The organism is Nostoc sp. GT001, assembly GCF_030382115.1.
Classification (GTDB): domain Bacteria; phylum Cyanobacteriota; class Cyanobacteriia; order Cyanobacteriales; family Nostocaceae; genus Nostoc.
Genome location: NZ_JAUDRJ010000003.1, coordinates 3,159,984 through 3,181,396 on the forward strand (window position 1 = coordinate 3,159,984; position 21,413 = coordinate 3,181,396).

The window sequence follows — 21,413 nt, forward strand, 5'->3', positions numbered from 1 at the left end:
TTTATATAGGTAGAAACGATTGTAAAACTAACTGCCCCGAAGTCCCGGAACCACCATTGCCATTAGAAGGAGCGCCCGATTGCCCACCGTAGGAGCCACCAAGTGATGAGCCGATTCCTGGCGGAGTGCCTGCACCTATTCCTCCAGCCCCACCTACCAAATTTATAGTTGCGCCTGTGGTGTTGGTGCTTGGACTTTGCAAGACGATGTAGCCACCGCCACCGCCAGCTCCTCCACCAGCACTGTTGGCATAATTAAATCGGCTCCCTGCGGCTCCATTGCCACCTTTAGCGCTAAGTACAGCAGCAGCTGTCGCTGTAATCCCTAAAAGAGATTTAAGCCATATAAGCCCGCCGCTGCCGCCACCACCTCCAGCCAAGGCAATACTTGCACCATCATCACTATCGACTACACCGGAAATGGCATCGCCACCATTGCAATATATGCCTCCAGTAATGGTAATTGTGCCAGCAGCATCGCAAGTGAAGAAGCCGCCGCCAAAGCCGCCCCTAGATGTCGCAAAGGCCGGGGTAGCAGAAATTGATAAAGTGGCAATCCCAGCCGCCCCACCAGATCCTGGATTTGGGCTACCAGAAAAGCTATAGGGGTAGATAGGGGCAGCAGAAGAATTATGCCCACCGCCTCCGCCATACCCTAATCCAGAATCAGCTACCACAAGCCCAGGAGAGGGAAAATTTCCGCTAAAGCCTCTGCCCCCCGGAATTGCTGGGGTGATGGTAATAGTGCCATCAATCGCGATATTTCCAGAAGCGATGATTTGTAAAAATCCAGAGACTGTAAGGGTTACGCCAGCAGAAACAGTAAAATTTCTGACAAATCTTACTCCAGATAGAGACTGATTCGAGCTAATCGTCAAATCACCCTCGTAGCCACCCGAACCAAAACTGGCAATTGTATTTGCCCTTGGCTGGATTTGAAATCGAGGGCGCAAATCCACAATAGAACTGATACTGCCAGCGCTAGTTATCACCTTAGCAAGTGGCGTACACCGCACAAGCAATAATACGCCAACGACTACTGTGCCAGCCTCGTTTACATAAATATAGTTTGTAGTATTATTGGCGACTGATAAATTAGCGGGTGAGATGGTAGCGATCGCGCCGTCTGCTAGTATTACACTGCCACCAAGGTGCGAACAAGTTAATCCAGTCGCTGCTTGTACTTTGAGGGTATCTCTAAAAGTCGTCCACTCTGGTTTGATTTGTCCTGCGGTATCGCTCAAATCATCGTTGGTGATTTTTGCAAAATGCCCATCCAAATCTTGTCCGTCAAAAGTTGGATCATTAATTGCATTGAGAAAATCTGGAGTTACTGTAGTCCCATTTACAAAAGTTGTTTTTACCATAATTACCAATAAAGCTTGCTACCAGAAAATCGGGTCATGTAAATATCAGTTAAAGCATTGCGATTAGTTGTCGTGCCATCGCTAACGACGTATGGCTTGAATTGTGCTGTAGAGGCTGCTACAAGATAAATTTGTGCAGTACCCGAAGCGTACATTAAAGTCTCGGCTCCGCTGATTTGCCAGAGCCGATATTCTGTGGCTCCCACATAAATAGAGCCGATAAAAAAGCTTACGATCGTACCAGTAGTTCTTTCTATGCTTGCGCTAGCATGAAATTCATACCAGCCAGATGTAGGGGCAGTAAATGTTGCTGTTGAGGGAACAAAAGCATTATCGGTATCTAGCAATTCTGAATCAAAATTCAGAATATTTAAGCCTGCTGTAAGAGCTTGATCGGTTGTTTTGACTGCCGCAAATGCAGTGCTTGCTAGTTTATTTTTTACGTATAAAGTTGTTGCTAACTTATTACTTTCATCGCTTATCGCTTGGGTTGGCGCTGCTGGATTATTAGTAAAAATTGGGCTATCTTTAGTGGCAAATTCATTTCCCACCCATTGAGTGGTAGGTATAGCGAGTGAGCGATCGCCCAAAAGTGGATTGCTATTGCGGCTAGGCGAACCAGTCAGGTTAGGGCTATCTAGGGGTGCATAAGTTGCAAGCTGGGCAATTGTTGCCAATTGCACAATGATGTCGCGCACGGCATTTTTGCTAGGAGCATTTGTGTCTCCGTTCCACCCAGTCGCATCGTAAGCAGTGTCATTCCCCCCGGTTCCTCCAGGGTCGCCAATTTGTGCAAGGATTTGCCAGTAAGCTGTGTTCACCAGCGAAGGAGTTTGGTTTGCGGCAGGATCGGGATTAATATACACCCACGAGGAGCCGCCATAAGTTACGGAATCATCCCTCTGGTAATAAGTAGCAGATGAATAAGCTCCCTTGAATCGCGGCCCACCACGCAGCGCTTCTACAAAATCAGCATCAGTAGTCAGCAGTTCGGCAAGCTGTCTGACTGCTCTTGGTAGCGAATCTGTGGAAATGCGTGTTGGGATAAGAGACGCAAATTCAACTGATGAGGTATTGGGTACAAGCGCATGGAAATCCATCACCACACTTGATTCTGCGGTGGTGACTTGCCCTAGTTGCTGTGAGGTATCGGCATCGTAAAACGTACCAGTGTAGTAAAGACTGCTCTCAATGACTACTGGCCCGTCATACTGCGTACCATCTGCCAACCAGTAAGTGATTCTCGTAGTGTGCTTACTGACTACAAAGTGGTATGTAACGTTACTTGTGGCGCTTTCGACAACGTTCACGCCACTCAACGTGCCAGAACTAAAAGTGAAGGTGTGAGGCGTGAGAGTATAAATTGAATCAGGTGTAGTGCCGACATCAACCAATGGCGCATCAAGGGTGACGGTCAAATCGCCGTCAAACGTCACCCCACCCGAATCTACGAATTTTCCTGTTATTTGCGTCACTTGAAGGCAGTAGGCAGGAGGCAGGAGGCAGGAGGAAAGATGCCTATTTGTCCTAGCCACTAAAGAACAGTGTTAGATTTCCCTTCTGCCACGCCACTTGCTTTATGCAGGGTTTCCCGTCCACCGCAGTGACTCCTCTGCTCCGTCCTCCTGCCTTCTTCAGGGTGCTACCGATTCCCTAAACTGTTTCCCCGCTGAAAAGCCAGGTACTCTAGTTGCTTTAATTTCCATCTTTTCATTGGTTTTGGGGTTACGCCCTTCACGGGCGGCTCGGTCACGGGGTTCAAATGAGCCAAACCCTACCAGTGTTACCTTGTCACCGCCAGAGACAGTTTCAATGATTGTGTCCAAAGTGGCGGTTATTACCGCATCCGCCTGTTTTTTGGTGACGCCAGTCTTGTCAGCTATAGCATCTATCAATTCACCTTTGTTCATACCGATTCCTCACGATTTTGGTATGAATTGTAACTAAAAGGCGACAGAACTATCAAAAACTGGGTCGCCAGCGATCGAAAAACCTGTTACGAATTGGCTGTAACACACAGTTGATTTGACGTAAACTGGCCCGTACAGCCGATTGAATTTAACTGCTAACCGCCACTGGTAAGAAGTTCGCAGATAAGCAAGTGGCAATAACAAGAAGTATTCCAGAGGTTCGCCACCGAGAGCATCCCCTGCCACGTTGCGCCCTGCCAAGAATTCGCCCAAAAGGTAAATTTTACCTTGGATGCCAAAGGTTAGGAGCAAAAATTCTAGTACTGCTCTTGTCCCTTTTGATTCCCAAATGAAGGTAAAGGCATTGGTAATGAGCGATCGCTTCTGCGCTTCAGTCCACGATGTTTCCCAGTACTCCCCTGTGAAGCCGCACAGCTGCGCTAACCAGTCTAAGTTCTCGGATGCGGCTGTTGTTGGATCAAGGTAATCAGCATAAAAATTATCCACTGCTGCCTTAATTGCCACCAGATACTCATCCACTGGCAATGTTAGCCAATCCGCCACAGGATCAAGTTCTGGGTCATCTGGTGCAACTTGATACTTCTCTTCAGCGATCGGCAGGCGTTTGTAAATTGGTCTTCCTTGTTCCCACGCTGATGGCATTAGTCCTCCTAATTACTAATTCGTAATTCGTAATTCGTAATTGGGGAGTTAATTACGAATTACGAATTATCAATTACGACTCAATCTAAATCCCCTCCCTCACCGTAACTGTAGGTAAAATTCTGTCCTCCTAGCACCAGGTCAACTGTGAGGTCGAGTAGGTAAGCTGCACTGTAGCTGTTGGGTAATTGAATGTCTGCATACGAGACATCCTGCGCTGTATGCGTCGAAACTGATTGCACAAACTCGACTCCCGCCAGCTTCACCTGAAATTCTAGTTCCTTAAGGTTGATGGTTTCTCCCAACGCCAGATTCCCAGGTTGTAGGTACTCCTGAAGTCGTTGGTAAATCGCAAGTGCGATCGCCTCTGGATTACTCCCAGGTAGCAAGGAGGCGATCGCGTATACCTCCAACGGCACAAGCTCGATACTGGAAACGTACACCAGTACCCCAATCGGTGCTTTACCCGGCGCTCTTAAGGCTGATTGCAGAACGTTAATTTGAGCTTGGTTTAACTCTGTACCGTCTGGATTTAAGCCGAAAACGTGTACCGCACCCTTTTCAAAACTGATTTTATCAGCTGCCAGCAACCCCACTGCTTTGGTTACACTCCCCTCACCCAGTAGCAACTTCGTCTCTTGCTCGTAGTCATCGGCGCTCGTCAACCCCCGCCGTCGCAGTGCTACAAATCCTCTGGCTCTCGCTTCGTCTTCTGTCTCTTCGTCGATTCCGCCACTCGCAAGCGAAGTGTTGGTCACGGATTGCAGGAAAGCCCGCGACTCGCTCAAATTCTTAATGGTGTAGGCAGGCAAGTTATAGCTGCGTCCCAAATTCTCAGCCGTTGCACTTACCACCCCACTTATTGACCCAGCCGGAATCACCAAATCTTCATCAGTTAAGAAGTTATAGGTATTGCTCACGTCACTCACCATGTACCCCGCACTCAGGTAAAATGGACTGCCGAGCGGTGCTGACAACGTGAAGGTGAGCGAGACCTGCGCCGCCTTTCCCAATCTTCGCTGTATCCCGGCAATTTTCAAAAACTCCACTGCCAAGGCTGACGGCAGCTTGTTGGTATAGTACAAATGCTCTAAAACAGCAAACAAGTGACCCTCGTACAAAGCCACAATAGGGCTTGCTGCTGAGAAATCGTTGAGAGTGCGATCGCTTGCCGTGTAACATCTATCCTGCATTGCTTGCAGAATCAGTTTAGGGTCTGCTGGATAAAGAGGTTCTGGTTGTAGGGGGGTGAATCTGGTAGGATTAGGCATAGCTCAAGATTTCCCACCGTAATGAGAATCCTGACAATAGCAAGATTATCACTCTTTCAGAAATGCCCGAAATGCGCCCGTCCTTTGTCTAAGCATGAAATGTTTTGCTATGGCAGGTATTGGGATTGGAAAACCTGCGTTGAATGTGGTCACACGATTAACCCACCACCTTTTTTGCCGAGAGGAAGTTCCGGGGCATTAATTGTCAAAAATGGGATTGGGAAAATTGATGAAGGGTTATCTGATTAGGTTCTATCTGGCGGAATCCGCCAGATAGATTGAAATTAGGCGTAGTCGCTTTTGTACAATAAGTATACAATCGCACTATTGTTTATGAGCAAAACGCGTAATGATTAAATTTGTTTCCGCGCTGCAAGGCGGTGGAAATCTATACGGATTCGGATTGTCGGAAGCCAACCTCAATAGATTGGAGTTCAACGATGAACCTATATTTTTTGACTTCGGCTATACAGGGCATCCCGAATTATTTGGATTGATTTTATACTTTGGCGAATTTGAAGAACCTGTTGAAATTACTGCAAATGCTGATGCAGTCAACAATCGCTGTATTCCTTTTATTGACGAAAAGCGTGGCGTAACAGGAGAAACGCTAAGAGTCTTCCCGATCGCAAAAAGAATCATGCGGGAACTGAGAGGAACCCCGCTCTGGAGCTTTCAAGCTAAGACTCAGATCACCAATCCCAACGATATGCAAATGTTCTTTTCTGGTCGTACTGAACATGAGATTGAACAGTACTTTTTGGAGAAAGGACTAATCAGCCCTCAGACAAAACGGACATACAAGGGATTTGGAAAACGCCTCCATTAATCATCTCTTGCTTGTTCAGCTTCTTCCATCGCTTCCTCGAACCAGTGAAAAACGTAAGCCAGATAGACGCAAGATATCAGCCATTCAACCGGGTAAAAGGGTAGGCATTGAATCCCAACCAGTTTAGCTGTGAATTGGTATCCGCTAATATCAAAGTTGACATTCCAGGTTGGCTCCTTGTAAGCAAGCATAATGCTGACTGCGATCGTCCCTAGTATTGCGCCAACAAAAATGGTGAAAGCGTGATGTCGCCAGTTTCTCATGATTTTAGTACTAAACTAATCGACGGCTGTGGCACATCTGCAATGCTCCACTCAATTCGCACATTGAAGCCGCCATCTTCTTTGATATTCCCTGTCACCTCAAACCCAACATCGGGGATTTGTTCTTCGAGTGCCACTTTGATGCGGGAAAGAACTACTTGAGGTTGGGTGACAGCATCAAAGATGAAGTCAGGACAACCGAATTGTTGCCGCATAATTCTTTCCGAGGGGCGGGTTTCTAAAACTCCGAAGATCGCATCTCTAATCGTGTCGAAATCTTCACTTAATTTCAGGGAGCCATTGAAAACTTGAAGCGGGTAAGCCAGTCCCCTAAGCTTTACCATTACTCACCTCGATTGCTTTTAGTGCAGCATCTTGCCACGCTGCTTTTCGTTCTTCTTCAAGAGTTGTATTCCACAGACTTTCTAATTTATCACGGGTGGCAGGGAATGCTGCGGACTGTTTTTTTGGCAAGGATAAGTTAAAGGCTATAAATGCAGCTTTCCCTAAATCCAAATTATCCATATTAGTAACCCCGGTTGATTATATGGTCGCCATCGTCATCGATAGCACCAACGACTGCAACCTCTTTACCATTAATTTGAAAACCGCCAGCATTTAAAACATTTATAGTTGCCCCCGCTGCATTCCACACCCAGCTTGTGCCGGATGCTCCCCCTAGTTGCCACTCTTGCCCAGAGGCATTGCCAAAACGTAATTGTCCGCCACTCATAACGATGTAACCGCCACTGCCATCTTCTAATCGCACTTCAGTGAGTCCGGCGATGGTGACTCTGTTGTTAGCGGCTTCTAGGTTGATTTCGCCCACAGAGGTAGTTAGGGCATAGTTTTGCTCGACTTTCACCACGTGGTTTTGGTCAGTTTCGTCGATGCGATCGCCTACCGTCTGGTGCGTACTGGAGCCGATGATTGTGCGGCGATCGTTCCCGGCTACTTCCACGGCACAGTCACGCACTGGGTCAGATTGCGTTGGGTCTGGCGGATTGGTGTCATTGTGCGTTACGCCCAGCCACACCCCATCATGGGGGTCGCCGTCCAAAGATTGGAAGTACACGGTAGAGCCAACCACAGGAATGGGAGCGTCCATCGCGGGGGCTGGGTTGCAGTGCGATAGCCAATCCGTTGGCGCTAAACCTGCCTTGGATTGGGGGCTTACTTTGATCCGGCGTTGATTGAGAGGATCGGCATTATCAGTTACAATGCCAATTTGCAAGCCATACACGCGGTTGGGGAGTTCGGCGAGTTGGGCTTTAAGCCTGTTTAGTTCGGCAAGGGTGCTTAAAATTTGGGACATGGGCTTAGGCTTCCCCGTTCTTTATTGCTCCTACCCAATCAGTTAAGGCAAATATTTCGATCAACTCATTAACGCATAAGTGAATAAACTTTGTATATTGTTCGTCTTCCTGGTTTTTGGAAAAAACCTTAGAAACATCTATTAAATTAGATATATTTTTATTGTGTAAAGCCAATCGATGAAAGGCTAGTTCAAATAACTGTAAGGCGATCGCCTTACAAGCATTCGTTTTTAAAAAAGAAATCGCCTCTCCTACAAATATTGTTTGCATATCAATGTCAAGTTTGTTTAGCCATATTAAAAAACTTTTGGTAGCTGCTTCATCGACAAAGCTTGCATCAACGCAATTTAATGGGTTTTCTTCTGCTTTGATTTCTTCTAATCTCATCCTACTTGCTTCTTTAAAAATTTCAGGATTAAATTTAACCGCTAATCCTAAAAAATCAGTAGCAGTAGACTTTTCAACTGCTTTAGCTGCTTTGTTATTGCAGTTATTAACTTTTTTAAAAGCATTGAAAAAGCATCCTCTCATACTATCTTTATCGTATCCCACAATTTCTAGAAATCTAGAATTGTATATTTTTAGCCTTTGCTCTCGATTTTTTGCATTGAATCTATTAATATCAACTTGGCTTATTTGACTGTTAAAGTTCTCACAAGTTGCATCAGCCAAGCTTTTAAAATGAGCAAATGAAGGTCTAACTTCGGCGCTTTTTACCAAAACTATTTGTTTTGATTTTGGCGCTAATCTTGTGTGTTCTCGGCGCTTAGATGCGCCGATTAAGTAAATAGGTTCTCCACATTTTGGACATCTTAGTTGCCAGTTTGCGTAATCACGGTAGCTAGATTCAGAGGCATCTACAATTACGCCATACAACAAGCTTTTAGCGTAGCGCATAGGCAAGCATCAAGAACTATAAACTTTACGGACAAGTAAATTATCGAGCGATCGCCACTTAATCTACTCTTTCTTGAAAATCATGACAAGGCATATCAAGCAACCCCATCGGGTAAATTGCACATAAAAATCCTTTTGGTGTTGAACAGCCAGAAGCGCATTTTAAACACATTTTAGTTTGTTCAATTGCTGCATTACGTTTTGCAAATATCTTATCTCGATTGGCTTCAAAAATAGCTATATATTTATCGCGTTTATCCAACCACTCAGCGTAGGCTTCGGCGTTATTTGCTAAGAATTGCTCAACTCTTTTTCTAGAATAAAGCTTGATAGTTGGCCCATTAGGATAGCGTTGATTTACTAATTCTTTATCTGGTTCTCCTAGTTGCTTAATCCACCCTCTCGAAAGTAGGTATGTTTTTTGTAATTGAAACTTGGTAATCCATCCGTCTTTGGGATTCCACTTGCAATCATCTTCATGATAAAGCGGAATCCACACACCCCATTCAATATCTTTGTCCCACACCCAGGCAACTGCACGAGGCTTCGTATCTTCACTTGGAGTTAAATTTATTTTCTTGAGTTGCCCTACGGTTTTAAGTTCGCCTATGTCATCCCACTGGACGATGGGTGGTAGTTGCGTGTCTGCTATTTCACAATCATTTTCATCATAATACCAAGTCCAATCGTTACGCTTCATTGAGTAGAAGCAACCACTTGGATTTGCGCCTTTTTTAGGTTTTAGATTTTGCTTATGAAGGCTAACCCTGTCTTTTAAATGAGGAGGTTGGCTGCCCCAGTTATAGCGAATGCAACCAGGACAAAAAGTGTTTGTTTTGCTTGCCCAATTCCACTTGCAAACTTTGCATTCTAGTCTTTTGTCTGGGCGTTTAATAAAATTATGCGCTTGCATGTTTTGTGTTGTTAAGAGTTAATTAATAACTAAAACAAGCTAGCTAAATCTGTCAAGTATTTTCTAATATTTTTGTTGAGCTATTGATAGTATTCAAAGCATGATTAGATAATAAAAATTCGCCCCACGAGCGGCAACTCTGGGCGATCGCACTTTGCACATCGCCCAGCAGTTTGGCATAACTCAAACAGGTGTTTCTGGGATCGTCCGAAAACGTTCTTGGAAGCACATAGACTAATATTTATCGCAGGTTTTATTGAATCGTTGTACTGGTAAGCCTATTTTTAGGACATCGATTCCAACTTGAGAAAGCAAGCAAGGGCTGCCATTAAGCAGGAACCGAAGATGCAGGTGTGGCCCTGAACTGTCTCCAGTTGAACCGCACTTAGCAACTACTTGTCCTTGTTTTACTTGCTGCCCCTGCTGCGCTAAAATGCCGCCATCCATGCAGTGCATATAGGTGGACTCGTACCCGCCACCGTACTGGATAGTAATCATATTTCCAGCACCGCCATTACGCAATTTAACTGCTGTAACAATGCCATCTGCCATCGCAACAAACGGCGTTCCCATTGGCGCGGCGACATCCAATATCTTGTGTAAATAGCCGGGTTTTCGCCCTGGGCGTGTCCCCAACCCATCTCCAATACTTTGCGCTCCTTTGGGAACTGGGAAAATGAATTTACCAGGCGCAGCAACAGAAGCGATCGCAGTAGTCCCCGCCGCCGTCGCCACAGGTGCGGACTCCACGGCAGGTGCAGCTTGTGGGGTGTAGAACTGCAACTGCGTCACCCCGCCCGGAAACTTGTGAGATACGCTGCTGACTCGCCACTCCCGATTAAATGGCGCTGGTACAAGTTCACCAGAAATGCCGATAATTTGCCCAGGCGCGATCGCCAAATACTCAGGCGTAGTAATAACAGTCGCTTCCGACTCATACCCCTTGATTCTTTTGGCTTCATCCGCGATCGCCTCCCCTTGTGCCCTGCCATCAGCCAAGTCAATCGCGCCAATCGCCTGTCTCGGCATTCCCGCCCCATCTTCACTTTTTCCAGGGTTGGCCGTGACTGGTGCTGAAGGCGGATCTTCTGCTTTGAGAGTGAGGCTAGCTAGCGCCGCTTTAGAAACTTGACTGTTGCTGGTCGTGGACTTGGTGATGACACCATTGGCGGCAATGTCTTCGGTTTCAATGGTCGTTCCTTTGGTCGTTTCTGTCGTCGTCACCACTTTTTTGATGACAGTCGCTCCCGTCTGCCACTTCGTTAAAACTGTTGTCTCCACCTTGCCGCGCTCAATGGTTTTATTGGTGATAGTGGTAATNGGTTGTGGTTGTGCCGTCGGTGTTCTTTTTGGTATCAGCCGTGGTAACAGTAGCTTCCGTTTTCTTGGGCGAACGGTTGGCGTATTGTCGGCGGTGGTCGTGGAGGGCTTTGATTTTACATTCCCCACAACTGGCGGCGCGGCTGCCCCTGTCACACCATTGGGAGTTTTCCCCGTTCCTGCCTTATCCTCAGTTTTTTGTTGTTCCACCTTCCCAGTCTGGCGGTCAATCACTGCCTTAGATGCAGCTGCGGGAGTGGGGGGAGAGGTGGCAGATGCGCCGGAAGCTGAAGTGCGATCGCCCCTGGCTTTATCGCCAAATCGGAGGTTGATCACATTTTCCCAATCAATGACAATCCCTGTGTACTCAGGTCTGCCACTGGGTTTTAGTATGAGCTTATTCTTCTCATCTTTGACGGTATAGCCAATTGAGCGGCATTGCCGCAACAGGAGTTCGTAAGCGGTGATGCCTGTTTGGTCAAGAAACTGATACGTTGGGCCGTTACCTTCCATCTCCAGCTTCAGATTGTGCTGCCGACATACAATTTCTGCCAGTTGACGCAGGGTGACGTTTTCAAAGCTTTTGTTCTCAGTCCGCCTGGTCATCAGCCAGCGAATGCTTTGCCCTGTAAATACGGTGACATCTTTTTCACCTTTGGCTGAATCAGTAGCGACATGGATGAAGTGGTAGGCGATTAGCTGCGATGGCTCAAACCCCAATTCGATGATGATTTCAGTCCCCTTAATGCTAGTTTCTTGTGGCGGCGTGACCGCTTGTATTTGAGTTTGGGGTGGCTGCGGCTGCGTTTCTGGGGTCATCGTCCGCTTGGAATTTTGGATACTCCAGATTATGGGGAGTGTTCCAGTTCGTCTGTCGGTTGTGCCACTGCTGTATTTGCCGTCGGCAACATACATTCCTGAATCATAGTGCTGAGAGCCAGCAAGCAGATACGGCGATGGTCGCCCTTTAAACAAATACCCCAGCCCGTTGTATTGCTCCAAAAACCAGCACAAGTCAGGGATAGAACCCCAATTCACACCCTTAAAACGATTATCTGAAGTCAGCGCATCGATGGCGGCTTGCTCAAAAGTGTAGGGAGGAGCAACACCGGGAATCCTCCCGGCTGGCACGCGCACGGTTTTGCGCTGGAGTGAATCGCCGTTGGCAATATTTTGGTTGAAATTGTAGGAACACTCTCTGTAGTGAATCGCCGCAATCACGTACCACGGCACACCAGTTTTAGCAGATATAGTCTGGTATCTCGACTGGTTAGCGATCGCTTGCTGTGCCGCCTCTTTTACTAGCCCCAGGCGATCAGGGCGGATGGACATTGTTGACCAAACACGATTGTAGTAATCGGCTTGAGCAGATTTCGAGCGACCAGTAGGACGGGTAAGGATTGCCGCGCCGCCTGATGTGGAAGTGGGGAGGGTTGCGTCAGATGTTGTTGATGTTGTGGGTGTAGCAGTGGCGGCTTGCTGTTTGGAGGAAGATAGCAGTTCTGGCGGTACTTCAATGCCCCCACTGGTAAACGATATTTGTTGGAATTTTCCGCCAATTACTAAACCTGGATCGTAGATTGAGAACGATCCACGGCTCGACCTTTCGCTTTCGCCAAGTTCTACGCTCACTTCGAGCAAGAAGCGATCGCCTGATTCAAAAACACTCTCACCAATTCGACAACGACAAAAGGGGGCAATTAGGCGCACGGCGAAACACAGTTACAACGCTCCTATAATTCCCTTATTTTACACGGACACTTTGTCATTGACACGGACAAAATTAGGTGATTAAATATAAATATGAGGCAAAGGGATGCGACCCCAAAGCCTTATAAAACAACCTATTCAAGAGGATCTTAGCATGGGACTTTTAAACAAAAACACTGGGGTAATAAAAAAGAGGGTAGATTTCCAAAACCCAGAAACACAAAAAGCTTTAAAAAATCTGGTCGAATTTTTAAAGAATAATTTCGGACTACCAGAAGGAGAAAGTTATCAAGCAATCGCCGAAGATGCAATTGCAGAAGCAATTCAACAGCCTTTTATAGTCAGCAGTGGGCATCTGCATGAGGATATTTATAGCCGTGCTTTAAATGTTTGCCAGTCGTTCGCAGGTGACGAAGAGTTTGAAGACGAAGACGAACAAGTGATAAGTGAACCCGAACTAGAAGATGTAAATCATGCTATAGATTCGTTGAATTTATCTGGATCGGAAAAACAAATCAAATGGGCTTTCGATATCGCCCACAAATCAGCAGCAGATATTGCTGCTGCTTGGAAGAAGAAAGATTTCTCCCTGCCCACTTCTGCAAAATGGTGGATCGACAATCGAGACAATATTGATGCGGGATTAGCAAAATTATGAGCCGCAAGGGAGAGACAATCACTCTCTCCCTCTCTGCCGAAGAAAAGCAACAGTTAGAGCAGATTGCTTTAGATTTCGGGCAGACATGGGGAGAAGATCCGAATATTTCCAAGCTAATGCGTGCGATCGCAAAGGGAGAATTGAAGGTTTGCTGGGGCGATGAAGAGTCCCCAATGACCAATAAGCAACGCAATGCCATGAAAGGCGCGATCGCTTTAATTCAAGAAGGTTTGAGCAAATTAATCAAATTGATTTAATTTGGAGTAATTGTGGTTAAGAAAAAAGCTGAAGATCCAAATAGTGGAGATCGCCAGTATTGCGGTGGCACTGGAGCGTACATCGAAAAAGACAAGGGTGGAGAATATAAAGCGGCTGAAGATTGCCCATTTTGTAATGGCGGTGGTGAAGCTAGTATTTATGATGCTAAACGGCAGTTGAACACGAGTGGAAACCACGCCAGATGCTCCACTTGGGGAAACCCCAAGACCGCACTAGCTCCCCAAGACCACACTGCCTCAAGAAAGCTAAACTTGTCCGCCTAACAACCACTTCACCAACTGCACTGGCTTGCCGTCGTAACTCGAAACTTGTTCTTGTGTCTTGGTCAGCGTCGTTTCCACATCTCCCAAAACCCCATTCACATCACCCAGCAATTTCAGGGCATCTGCCGCATATCCCTGCAAGTTGCTGGGTAATTGCGTTTGTAGGGTAGTGAGCGTATTGGTCGCTGTATCAAGCGTTTCGCCAATCTGCGACAACACCGGACGGGCATAGTTGAGGATTTGGGAGGTGTCGGGCAACTCCAAATCCAGCCCTTCCACCAATTCCCCAAATACGTCGATATCGGGGTTGAGGTCGAGCAGTTCGGTGAAGCGGGTAACGTCGCCATTAAAGATTTGAGAGGCGATCGCGGCTATGGTGTCTCCAGATTTGGTTTTGGTCATTTTATAGATCGGGGATATTGACTGTAAGCCCTGCTAGCGGATGTGTGCCACCTCATCTGGTTTACCTGATTCAGAGCTAAATTGATAGCGACTTACAACGCTAGGTCTAAATGTTGGTCTTTCCATATCACCGTTGAAATCCCAGCCTGCACCAACAATATTTCTGTAAGGACGAACATACAAAGCGTGACCAGCTTGGGCAATCAAAAAAATAACCGACTATTTGCTCGTTTTTTTCGATGGGTAATAACTTAGACATAGTATTTTAATTTGTTTGTGTAACTGGCTATCTGGCGGAATCCGCCAGATACATTTGTTCATGCTTAAGGTGCTTTACCACCAGTCACCAGAGGAATTGTGGTTACACTTTGCCCCGTCTTAGCCTGAAATCCATCCCATGTAAGGACTGTACCAAGACTCTTACCACCAACTCCAACCATTGCAACTGCGCCACTGTTGGCATCAGTCGATAACTTATATTTGTTTCCCCGAATCGCTGCCTGGACATCAGCCGCCCATTGCTTGATATTGGTTTCGAGGTATTTCTTGGCATGAGCCGCCGCATCAGTGCGTTGCCTATCAGTCAGTGGCAATCTAGGTTTGCCCTGCTTCTCGCGGGTTGCCTTGGCAGTTTCCATCCCCTTAGTTTTTTGCTGCTCAATTTCTCCCCGCGATATCACCTTGGGAACTTCCTTTAGTTCTAGCCCCAGCTTTACCGATGCTGGCTCACCTCCTAACCACGCCGATTCCTCCCACTGCACATTAGTCAGCACACACGGGCCAAATTCCCTTGTCCCCATCTGGAATTTGAGAATGGGAGGAGCGTATTTTTTATTCTTGATATCTGCTTCTAGTAGCAAATTTATCCCTTCAAGCAGTGGTCGTAGAGATTTGCCGCAGTACCAAGTTTGCAGGATGAGGTCAGGGATTGAGAGAGTTTGCCCTGTGGTAGCGGCGTATTGAATTTCTGATCGCTGCGATGCCAGTGGTGAAATCTCGGTGTATTTGGCTTCCCGGCTAAATCTCAGCGATTGGGGATTGACCAGAAATACCCATAAAGGCTTGGGGGTATTACCGGAGATATCGTACTCCAGCAAAACCGCCGCGATCGCCTTCGATTCTTTGCTGGCAGTAGCTAGAGTTGTGTAAGCCAGATCATTGAAACGCATTAGTAGGTGTAGCCAACCAGCAATTTAACTGAATCGAAATCGCTACATTCTGCACTAAACACACGTTCAAAGTCTGCAAATTCTGGAGTTGATAAAACAATGCATCCCAGACTACCAGGTTGGTTGGCATCTTTATGAATCAACAGATCGCTTCTCTTCACGCCAAGTTTAGTTTCAACTGTAAAGGGTGTAATTGGGTATCCATTACCTTCGACTCCTTTGACGTGCTTCAAGTCAACTGGCTTGGTAGCAACTTTGTAAAAATCTATTGGCGTTTTCATCTCGTATGTTGGCGGAATTACTCCCCCGCCTTGTTTACTCCAATCTCCTGTCCCTTGATATTGCCCTAGTCCTGATGTCGCAATCCATCTGCCTACGATTCCTTTCTCGTAGTCGCACAAAAACAAGCGCCCACGGTTAAGTTGTGGTGTCTCGTCCAACTGCATAGCAAAGAATAGCAAAGGCTGTTTTAGCATGATTTTCTTTTTTTCTTCTTTGCCTTAAAATTCCCTAAGCTAGTTGCCCTTCTTGCTGCTGGGCATACATGATTTCGAGTTGCTCCAGTGCAAGGCGCGCGATCGCCACAGGGTCATTCACCCCATAAACGTTAATGACTGGGGAAAAAACTGTGCTTTTAGCGGATGACCCAACGGCAGCACTACCCTGCATTAAGCGCCCCATCTGTGCCGGGGTCAAAATGAATTCTGAGCTATTTGCCACAACTGGACTTGCGCCAGATGGCATATTACGAGATTCAGTAGCGAAGGCTCCCAGCAATCCACCACTTGCTGTAGGGATGTGCCCCTTGTAAAAGCCGAGTAAATTGGTGGCTCCAGAAGCGATATTTTGTCCCAAGTTAAAAGCAGTTTGCCCAGCGCCAATAACTGCGCTGCTGGCAGTGCCAATAGGATTAGAAACAGCTTGCCCAACACCAGCAACCGCACTGCTAGCAGTCCCAATGGGATTGGTAACGAAATTGTTTAGGGCGGCTACAGGAGCGCTTATTGTACTTTTAGTTTGATTGATAACGCTGCCAATTGCTCCAGTAATCGCCGAGAGTAACTGATTCCACATATCGGCGATCGCATTTCCAATAGTCGCAAAAAAGCTTTGAGTAGAAGTAATAGCAGAGCCAATAGCAGAATGGAATTCTTGAATCGAAGTAGCAGCTAAATTGCCAATATTTTCCCCCAAATTAAATGCAGTTTCGCTTGCGCTGACAAGATAGCTGAAAAATTCAGAGATTGAGTAGCTAACCACTAGAACGACGTTATTCAATCCCTCCAACAGCTTTTCGCCAATTAGATTCCCCAGATTTTCCCCCAAATTAAATGCAGTTTCGCTTGCGCTGACAAGATAGCTGAAAAATTCAGAGATTGAGTAGCTAACCACTAGAACGACGTTATTCAATCCCTCCAGGAGTTTCGCGCCAATACTCAGCAATCCCTTACCAATTTCTGAAATTATGCTGGCTCGGAAGCCGGCGATTAAACCAATAGCAAAAGGGATAGCAGCAAGAGCTAGATTGCCAATGAAGATGAGGATATCGCCCCAAGGTAGATTGATAATAAACTGAATTAATTTGCCTATCAGTTGTCCGCCAAATATCCCAAGCTTTACCCCTATCACGCCAAAGCCAATAGCCCCGCCACCACTAGATAAAATCTTGCCTGAAGAGGCAACAAGCCATGAGAAGAATTGACCAATCCAAGTGTTCACACCACTTAATAATTTTTCCAGTCCATTTAGTATTGCATCTGGCTTGAAAAACTTCTGCGCCCCTCCCATCATTCCTCGGAAGCTGCTAACTAAAATATCTGGTTTGATAAAACTTTGAATTGAATTGATTAATTTTTGGAAGCTACCAAGAATAAAATCAGGATTAAAAATTTTAGTTATAATCGCGCTAGCTCCAGTTATTCCTCCCCCTGCACCCTTCGCGAGATTAGCAAGATTGGTAGCAAAGCTTGATGCCTTTTTTACCCATTCAGTAAAAATATTAATGCCGTTGTAAAGTACTAGCATCGGGTCAACACTCGGCACTCCCAAGGCTTGCAATATACTAGCTCCAGCATCAAAAAAGCTCATCATTGCTTTGATACTGCTAGCTACTGCGGTCATTACCGTCTGGTTGCCCTCATCTTTTGTCAAATCTCGTAACAGCCCAAATACGCCAGATTTGGGGTCGAAAATACTTGATTCAATGCCGGCCAACAAGCCATCAACTGTGTTCGATGCAGCGTCAATTACATCTTTTGAAATAAATTGCTCAGATACAGCTTGAACTAGTTCCAATCGCTGCTTAGAGGTCATTGTCTTGAAGTCTTTCTCAGTTTTTCCCTGCTTTTCTAAGGCTTCCTTGAATTTTCCCATAAACGCAGGGTTGTTGTCAGCAAATAGCAGCTGCTTGGCTGAAGCGACATTACCATCTAGCAATCTAGCGGTGAACATACCCACCGCCTGAGCATCCGTCCCAGATGATATTCCCATCAACGTCATTTTCTTGGTGATATCGACCAAGTTCTCTTGAAATTTGCCTTGGTCAAGCACCCCATTGGCATCTTTAAAGGCGGGAATAACATTATCCATGATGGAGTTGGCTACCTTATTGTAGTCCTTGGTCGCTCCTGGTAGTGCTCCTGCTACAAGTGATATTTCCTTACTGAAATCTGAGACGAATTTTGAGGATTCCTGAAAGGATTTACCAGTTAGCGCTGCGAATGTGGAAGCGGCAGACACATCTCCCATCTCAATCGTTTTAGCTTCCTCGAATTTCTGCCCCATAAGAGACGCAGCATTACCCACTAGTGATAAAGCTTGTCCCAAGAGATTAGCTTGGATGATGCCGCCAGCGATCGCGCTAGTAAGACTTTGTGTTCCTCCAGACGCAGTATTTGCAGAACGCCCAAGTCCCCCCATCGCCGCGCCAATTCTACCAAATGCGCTAGTAGCGGCGGCAGCTCCAGCAACTCTAACTATTAAATCGACTAAGCTACTTGCCACGAACCCATGCCTTTCTTTCGCTTTCTACTGCCTCTACATGAATTGCCACCATACTCTGTAGGGTATCAAGAGGTATTTCCTTGTAGTCCTTCAAATTGCTGAAAGATTTACCGTTGAGATGATAGACAATTCGCAAAAAGCTATCCTCGTCAATCGCCTTTAGGTTTGGGGCGAAAGGAATCTACGACTTTAGCGACCCCCTGCCAGTCACCCATATTCAGCTTATTGAGTGTGGCTTCATCCACACCATCACGATCGCCCCACTTGATACAAAGACGGAGCGCGATCGCAATTTGTACCTCCAATCCACCACCTTTATTTTTGCTAATTGCTTCAGCATCGCCGTAATTGGGGCGACGGAAAATCACCTCAATTCCATTACCGAGAGTGAGGGATTTCGATCTGTCAGGCAATTCAACAAATTCGGGTATCTCTTTTGGGGAGAGCGATTCGCTAATTAGCTCGATATCTTCAATGTCACGCGATCGCAACTGCGGGAGGGTGATTCCTGGTCTGTCTCCCCACTTAATACAGTTTCTCGCTATGATGCGGCTGGCTGCTTCAATTTCGTTGGCGATGCCAGATGCAGTGATTGCTCGCACATCTTCTAAAACTACGGGGCGAAACGTTGCTAGTGTGCCGTCACTCAGGGCAATGGAGACTTGCTCCCCTGCTCCCCTGCTCCCCTGCTCTTGAGCCTCCACTTCTACTCGTGCAATTCTACCCATTATGCGTACTCCCAATCGTCACCGATAAACGTGAGCTTGAGCATTGAAATATCGTTGCTTTTCTTGTCAACTTCAAACCCTTCAAGCTGAGTCGGACGAACGCCGTAGATAATTACGCTAGGGCCAATCGGCTCTACTTCTGGGCAGTAAGTTACTGGGGTAATGCTGACGGTGATAACTTCTTTATTGCCGTCACAGTAGTTGCGCCAAAAGTCGATGATGGGTTTGTCAGCAATTGGATCAAAGGCTTTTTCTAAATCAAACTCATCTAGTTCTCGCGGGCCTACTAGCTTGAATTTGCGGTTGCTCAAGCCATCTGAATACTCGCTGGTGTCGGCTTTATCTTTAATTCCTGAAAACTTTTCCCAGTAGCTATCGATGCCTTTGATGGTCACTAAAAACTGCTGTTGGGTAATTGGGTTTGCTGTTGCTCCCATATCTTATGCTGCTCCTGCTGCTTGTTGTATTTGGTCAATTGCCACGCGATAAGAGCCAATCAGCAGCCGTTCCAAGGTGGGGACTGGGACAACGTAAATGTCAACTCTCACAATCCCCGCTTCCAAATCGATGGCCGGATTGTTCGAGCGATCGCACCTCACCAAAAATGCATCTTTGGGTTGTGCGCCAAAGAAAGCGCCACCACTCCAAAACCTGTAGCAAATCGCCTCAGCTGTCTCTCGAATGCGGGTGAATAGAACGCCTTGACCATCAACGGCGCTGAATATCACTCCGCCTGTTTCAAAGGCGGTGAATAAGGTGCGGTTAAAGACGCTGAGGATGATTCTTGTATTGACAAATTTGTAGTAAGGACTGGCTGAACGAGTGCGAGAACCATAAACTACCACTCCCTGTCCTGGTAGATTGCGAATGCAGTTCACGCCATTGGGGTTGACTACTGCTTGTTCTGCCTTTTTGACAATCACTGCCACATCCTTCACCCCACGCATCGGGTACTTTGTCCCCGCTGCAGCCTGTTGGAATCCTTCAGCACGGTAACGGCGGAGCGCGATCGCAGCTACTCCAGCAGATGGCGGAATCGTGTTGTCGAATAAATCAACCACATAGGGGAAGAAATAAGCCAGATGTCCGCGTGCAGTTGTGTAGTTGGCAGATTCTGTTTGTGCTAGTGCCGGGGTATTAATAGTCCCACTAGGTCCAGAGTCAACGAATGTTATCCAGTCAAAGCCCTCTGTTGCACACAGGTTTTCCATCGCGGTGGCGACTGAGGTGCGATCGCTTTGGTTGGTCAATCCAGAAAAAGCTTCTGGGCAAATTAAAATACCTTGCTCGTGCAGGTCGGGGTCAAAGCTGTTTTGAATAGCGTAAACGTAATCGTCAGCCAGTCCAGGATAGGTGTTGACTGTCACTGAAAGGGTTGATCCTACCGGGGCTGTGGGGGATGTGACTGTAAAACTTGTGCCTACAGTATCCGATGTGATGATGAAAGTACTGTTTCCTGTGCCATCATCAGAAGCTGTCACCAGAGCGGCAACTGTGCCGTTACTGTTAGTTGCCCCAATCAACCCATCCACAATCTCTTGGGCGGTAGGGGTTGAATCTGCCGCGTAAGTGATGGCAGTACCGCTGACTGTTAAAGAGTAATTTCCTTCTGTTGGCGTGCCTGCCGTCACGGTTGCGATTTGCTTGGAGGCAGCACGAACAAAGAAAAGGATGCCATTAGAAATATTGTTAAAAAATAGTTTTACCGAATTGAGACTTGGGGAAGTCCCAAACTTGGTAACAAAATCATCAGCACTGGTAACTTGTGTGGGTGTGTTGTAAGCTCCGGTTGTACCCGTGCCGATGAGATAGGCGCGGTTAAAGGAGGCAATATCAGCAGGTATGACGCCTGCTGTGTCCTCGTATACATACACACCGGGCGCTGTTAATTGATTAATGTTAAGCGTTTGAGGCATGGGCAGTTATCGATAACTGCCCGTAGGGTTCCCTGCTTTGTTTTTAGCTTAAAATCATTTCTCCAGTGGACTGATTAAAGGACACAGGCAGATAGCAAGCAGCACCTAAAGCTATCCAACTTCCTACGCTTTCCACGCTTGGCTTAAATTCTTCAACAGTTGTTTGAATTGTGGTATTCCAAAGCAGCGCTAACAAGGGATAATCCTGTTCTGAAAGCACTCCACCAAACCCTAAAGAAATGCCGATTGTTTCTAGTCTTGTTCTGGTAGCCCTAGCTTCAGGGCTGTCTACTGGGTTGAATCGAATATTGTTGTAAGGTTCATTCAAAAATAACCCTCTGATAAAAGCCCCCCAGTCAGGAGGTAGACTTTCAATTATTGGTGGCGGACTAAAGCTTTCGCCATTCCAAATATCTCCAATATTTGCAGTGTCGCTCTGAACCAAAGTCAGGTTAGTTTGAAAATCGTTGATGTTGTTCAAGACAATTACGTTTTCAACTTTTGAACCATTAATCAGCGCATATCTAGCCATTTGTT

27 protein-coding genes are annotated in these 21,413 nt (G+C 46.5%); 4 read left to right on the plus strand and 23 right to left on the minus strand.

Annotated features, from left to right (window positions below; all coding sequences use genetic code 11):
• Position 1 precedes the first annotated feature (1 nt).
• From QUD05_RS16405 to QUD05_RS16425, 5 genes are all read right to left on the minus strand, one after another.
• The gene (locus QUD05_RS16405) at positions 2 to 1,366 is read right to left on the minus strand and encodes a hypothetical protein (protein ID WP_289796989.1); all 1,365 of its coding nucleotides are present in this window, start codon (positions 1,364 to 1,366) and stop codon (positions 2 to 4) included.
• Positions 1,367 to 1,368: 2 nt separating this feature from the next.
• The gene (locus tag QUD05_RS16410; RefSeq protein WP_289796990.1) at positions 1,369 to 2,841 is read right to left on the minus strand and encodes a hypothetical protein; all 1,473 of its coding nucleotides are present in this window, start codon (positions 2,839 to 2,841) and stop codon (positions 1,369 to 1,371) included.
• Between the two features lie 159 nt (positions 2,842 to 3,000).
• Positions 3,001 to 3,276 carry an HU family DNA-binding protein gene (locus tag QUD05_RS16415; RefSeq protein WP_289796991.1) on the minus strand — a complete coding sequence of 92 codons (276 nt, stop codon included), beginning with the start codon at positions 3,274 to 3,276 and terminating at the stop codon, positions 3,001 to 3,003.
• 33 nt (positions 3,277 to 3,309) lie between these two features.
• On the minus strand, positions 3,310 to 3,939 hold the full coding sequence (locus tag QUD05_RS16420; RefSeq protein ID WP_289796992.1) for a phage tail protein: 630 nt from the start codon (positions 3,937 to 3,939) through the stop codon (positions 3,310 to 3,312).
• A gap of 80 nt (positions 3,940 to 4,019) precedes the next feature.
• On the minus strand, positions 4,020 to 5,210 hold the full coding sequence (locus tag QUD05_RS16425) for a baseplate J/gp47 family protein (protein WP_289796993.1): 1,191 nt from the start codon (positions 5,208 to 5,210) through the stop codon (positions 4,020 to 4,022).
• A gap of 349 nt (positions 5,211 to 5,559) precedes the next feature.
• Between QUD05_RS16425 and QUD05_RS16430 the strand changes: the two genes are divergently transcribed.
• Positions 5,560 to 6,039, plus strand: coding sequence for a hypothetical protein (locus tag QUD05_RS16430; protein WP_289796994.1), 480 nt, complete (start codon positions 5,560 to 5,562; stop codon positions 6,037 to 6,039).
• Here QUD05_RS16430 and QUD05_RS16435 read toward each other — a convergent pair.
• The 8 genes from QUD05_RS16435 to QUD05_RS16470 all read right to left on the minus strand — a co-directional run bounded on the left by QUD05_RS16435 (position 6,036) and on the right by QUD05_RS16470 (position 12,080).
• Positions 6,036 to 6,302: a hypothetical protein gene (locus tag QUD05_RS16435; RefSeq protein WP_289796995.1), complete on the minus strand. Its 267-nt coding sequence runs from the start codon at positions 6,300 to 6,302 to the stop codon at positions 6,036 to 6,038. The two genes, QUD05_RS16430 and QUD05_RS16435, sit on opposite strands and share 4 nt — an antisense overlap.
• Entirely contained in the window at positions 6,299 to 6,646 is a 348-nt protein-coding gene (locus QUD05_RS16440) for a GPW/gp25 family protein (protein ID WP_289796996.1), read from the minus strand. The genes QUD05_RS16435 and QUD05_RS16440 overlap by 4 nt, the downstream gene beginning before the upstream one ends.
• A complete protein-coding gene (locus QUD05_RS16445; protein WP_289796997.1) occupies positions 6,633 to 6,827 on the minus strand; it encodes a hypothetical protein in 195 nt (64 codons plus the stop codon). Before QUD05_RS16445 ends, QUD05_RS16440 begins: the two co-directional genes overlap by 14 nt.
• A 1-nt stretch (position 6,828) precedes the next feature.
• Entirely contained in the window at positions 6,829 to 7,617 is a 789-nt protein-coding gene (locus QUD05_RS16450) for a phage baseplate assembly protein V (RefSeq protein ID WP_289796998.1), read from the minus strand.
• Between the two features lie 4 nt (positions 7,618 to 7,621).
• Positions 7,622 to 8,515, minus strand: coding sequence for a hypothetical protein (locus QUD05_RS16455; protein WP_289796999.1), 894 nt, complete (start codon positions 8,513 to 8,515; stop codon positions 7,622 to 7,624).
• Between the two features lie 58 nt (positions 8,516 to 8,573).
• Positions 8,574 to 9,215 carry a hypothetical protein gene (locus QUD05_RS16460; RefSeq protein ID WP_289797000.1) on the minus strand — a complete coding sequence of 214 codons (642 nt, stop codon included), beginning with the start codon at positions 9,213 to 9,215 and terminating at the stop codon, positions 8,574 to 8,576.
• A 265-nt stretch (positions 9,216 to 9,480) separates the two neighbouring features.
• Positions 9,481 to 9,615, minus strand: a complete 135-nt coding sequence (locus QUD05_RS16465) for a hypothetical protein (RefSeq protein WP_289797001.1) — start codon at positions 9,613 to 9,615, stop codon at positions 9,481 to 9,483.
• 47 nt (positions 9,616 to 9,662) lie between these two features.
• Positions 9,663 to 12,080: a peptidoglycan DD-metalloendopeptidase family protein gene (locus tag QUD05_RS16470; protein ID WP_502911432.1), complete on the minus strand. Its 2,418-nt coding sequence runs from the start codon at positions 12,078 to 12,080 to the stop codon at positions 9,663 to 9,665.
• A gap of 532 nt (positions 12,081 to 12,612) precedes the next feature.
• Between QUD05_RS16470 and QUD05_RS16475 the strand changes: the two genes are divergently transcribed.
• Genes QUD05_RS16475 through QUD05_RS16485 form a run of 3 tightly spaced genes read left to right on the plus strand, consistent with a single transcriptional unit; the run spans position 12,613 to position 13,658 of the window.
• Complete coding sequence (locus tag QUD05_RS16475; RefSeq protein WP_289797003.1) at positions 12,613 to 13,116, plus strand: hypothetical protein; 504 nt, start codon at positions 12,613 to 12,615, stop codon at positions 13,114 to 13,116.
• Positions 13,113 to 13,373, plus strand: coding sequence for a hypothetical protein (locus QUD05_RS34095; protein WP_354666136.1), 261 nt, complete (start codon positions 13,113 to 13,115; stop codon positions 13,371 to 13,373). The genes QUD05_RS16475 and QUD05_RS34095 overlap by 4 nt, the downstream gene beginning before the upstream one ends.
• A 12-nt stretch (positions 13,374 to 13,385) precedes the next feature.
• On the plus strand, positions 13,386 to 13,658 hold the full coding sequence (locus QUD05_RS16485; protein ID WP_289797004.1) for a hypothetical protein: 273 nt from the start codon (positions 13,386 to 13,388) through the stop codon (positions 13,656 to 13,658).
• Here the strand turns inward: QUD05_RS16485 and QUD05_RS16490 are convergent.
• From QUD05_RS16490 to QUD05_RS16535, 10 genes are all read right to left on the minus strand, one after another.
• The gene (locus QUD05_RS16490; RefSeq protein ID WP_289797005.1) at positions 13,641 to 14,060 is read right to left on the minus strand and encodes a hypothetical protein; all 420 of its coding nucleotides are present in this window, start codon (positions 14,058 to 14,060) and stop codon (positions 13,641 to 13,643) included. The genes QUD05_RS16485 and QUD05_RS16490 overlap by 18 nt on opposite strands.
• Positions 14,061 to 14,093: 33 nt before the next feature.
• On the minus strand, positions 14,094 to 14,267 hold the full coding sequence (locus tag QUD05_RS16495; RefSeq protein ID WP_289797006.1) for a hypothetical protein: 174 nt from the start codon (positions 14,265 to 14,267) through the stop codon (positions 14,094 to 14,096).
• Between the two features lie 116 nt (positions 14,268 to 14,383).
• The gene (locus tag QUD05_RS16500) at positions 14,384 to 15,229 is read right to left on the minus strand and encodes a hypothetical protein (RefSeq protein ID WP_289797007.1); all 846 of its coding nucleotides are present in this window, start codon (positions 15,227 to 15,229) and stop codon (positions 14,384 to 14,386) included.
• Entirely contained in the window at positions 15,229 to 15,705 is a 477-nt protein-coding gene (locus tag QUD05_RS16505; protein WP_289797008.1) for a hypothetical protein, read from the minus strand. Before QUD05_RS16505 ends, QUD05_RS16500 begins: the two co-directional genes overlap by 1 nt.
• A 34-nt stretch (positions 15,706 to 15,739) precedes the next feature.
• Entirely contained in the window at positions 15,740 to 18,232 is a 2,493-nt protein-coding gene (locus tag QUD05_RS16510) for a phage tail family protein (protein WP_289797009.1), read from the minus strand.
• On the minus strand, positions 18,222 to 18,368 hold the full coding sequence (locus QUD05_RS16515; protein ID WP_289797010.1) for a hypothetical protein: 147 nt from the start codon (positions 18,366 to 18,368) through the stop codon (positions 18,222 to 18,224). Before QUD05_RS16515 ends, QUD05_RS16510 begins: the two co-directional genes overlap by 11 nt.
• A 13-nt stretch (positions 18,369 to 18,381) precedes the next feature.
• Positions 18,382 to 18,960: a hypothetical protein gene (locus QUD05_RS16520; protein ID WP_289797011.1), complete on the minus strand. Its 579-nt coding sequence runs from the start codon at positions 18,958 to 18,960 to the stop codon at positions 18,382 to 18,384.
• Positions 18,960 to 19,397 carry a hypothetical protein gene (locus QUD05_RS16525; RefSeq protein WP_289797012.1) on the minus strand — a complete coding sequence of 146 codons (438 nt, stop codon included), beginning with the start codon at positions 19,395 to 19,397 and terminating at the stop codon, positions 18,960 to 18,962. Before QUD05_RS16525 ends, QUD05_RS16520 begins: the two co-directional genes overlap by 1 nt.
• A gap of 3 nt (positions 19,398 to 19,400) precedes the next feature.
• Positions 19,401 to 20,876 carry a phage tail sheath subtilisin-like domain-containing protein gene (locus QUD05_RS16530; protein WP_289797013.1) on the minus strand — a complete coding sequence of 492 codons (1,476 nt, stop codon included), beginning with the start codon at positions 20,874 to 20,876 and terminating at the stop codon, positions 19,401 to 19,403.
• Positions 20,877 to 20,919: 43 nt separating this feature from the next.
• Positions 20,920 to 21,408, minus strand: a complete 489-nt coding sequence (locus tag QUD05_RS16535) for a hypothetical protein (protein ID WP_289797014.1) — start codon at positions 21,406 to 21,408, stop codon at positions 20,920 to 20,922.
• Between the last annotated feature and the right edge of the window lie 5 nt (positions 21,409 to 21,413).

What these genes read in the sequence shown, in the direction of transcription:
- QUD05_RS16405 (WP_289796989.1), bottom strand. Translation starts at nt 1,366, where the DNA reads ATGGTAAAAACAACTTTTGTAAATGGGACTACAGTAACTCCAGATTTT.
- QUD05_RS16415 (WP_289796991.1), bottom strand. Translation starts at nt 3,276, where the DNA reads ATGAACAAAGGTGAATTGATAGATGCTATAGCTGACAAGACTGGCGTC.
- QUD05_RS16420 (WP_289796992.1), bottom strand. Translation starts at nt 3,939, where the DNA reads ATGCCATCAGCGTGGGAACAAGGAAGACCAATTTACAAACGCCTGCCG.
- QUD05_RS16425 (WP_289796993.1), bottom strand. Translation starts at nt 5,210, where the DNA reads ATGCCTAATCCTACCAGATTCACCCCCCTACAACCAGAACCTCTTTAT.
- QUD05_RS16430 (WP_289796994.1), top strand. Translation starts at nt 5,560, where the DNA reads ATGATTAAATTTGTTTCCGCGCTGCAAGGCGGTGGAAATCTATACGGA.
- QUD05_RS16435 (WP_289796995.1), bottom strand. Translation starts at nt 6,302, where the DNA reads ATGAGAAACTGGCGACATCACGCTTTCACCATTTTTGTTGGCGCAATA.
- QUD05_RS16440 (WP_289796996.1), bottom strand. Translation starts at nt 6,646, where the DNA reads ATGGTAAAGCTTAGGGGACTGGCTTACCCGCTTCAAGTTTTCAATGGC.
- QUD05_RS16445 (WP_289796997.1), bottom strand. Translation starts at nt 6,827, where the DNA reads ATGGATAATTTGGATTTAGGGAAAGCTGCATTTATAGCCTTTAACTTA.
- QUD05_RS16450 (WP_289796998.1), bottom strand. Translation starts at nt 7,617, where the DNA reads ATGTCCCAAATTTTAAGCACCCTTGCCGAACTAAACAGGCTTAAAGCC.
- QUD05_RS16455 (WP_289796999.1), bottom strand. Translation starts at nt 8,515, where the DNA reads ATGCGCTACGCTAAAAGCTTGTTGTATGGCGTAATTGTAGATGCCTCT.
- QUD05_RS16460 (WP_289797000.1), bottom strand. Translation starts at nt 9,215, where the DNA reads ATGAAGCGTAACGATTGGACTTGGTATTATGATGAAAATGATTGTGAA.
- QUD05_RS16475 (WP_289797003.1), top strand. Translation starts at nt 12,613, where the DNA reads ATGGGACTTTTAAACAAAAACACTGGGGTAATAAAAAAGAGGGTAGAT.
- QUD05_RS34095 (WP_354666136.1), top strand. Translation starts at nt 13,113, where the DNA reads ATGAGCCGCAAGGGAGAGACAATCACTCTCTCCCTCTCTGCCGAAGAA.
- QUD05_RS16490 (WP_289797005.1), bottom strand. Translation starts at nt 14,060, where the DNA reads ATGACCAAAACCAAATCTGGAGACACCATAGCCGCGATCGCCTCTCAA.
- QUD05_RS16500 (WP_289797007.1), bottom strand. Translation starts at nt 15,229, where the DNA reads ATGCGTTTCAATGATCTGGCTTACACAACTCTAGCTACTGCCAGCAAA.
- QUD05_RS16505 (WP_289797008.1), bottom strand. Translation starts at nt 15,705, where the DNA reads ATGCTAAAACAGCCTTTGCTATTCTTTGCTATGCAGTTGGACGAGACA.
- QUD05_RS16520 (WP_289797011.1), bottom strand. Translation starts at nt 18,960, where the DNA reads ATGGGTAGAATTGCACGAGTAGAAGTGGAGGCTCAAGAGCAGGGGAGC.
- QUD05_RS16525 (WP_289797012.1), bottom strand. Translation starts at nt 19,397, where the DNA reads ATGGGAGCAACAGCAAACCCAATTACCCAACAGCAGTTTTTAGTGACC.
- QUD05_RS16530 (WP_289797013.1), bottom strand. Translation starts at nt 20,876, where the DNA reads ATGCCTCAAACGCTTAACATTAATCAATTAACAGCGCCCGGTGTGTAT.
- QUD05_RS16535 (WP_289797014.1), bottom strand. Translation starts at nt 21,408, where the DNA reads ATGGCTAGATATGCGCTGATTAATGGTTCAAAAGTTGAAAACGTAATT.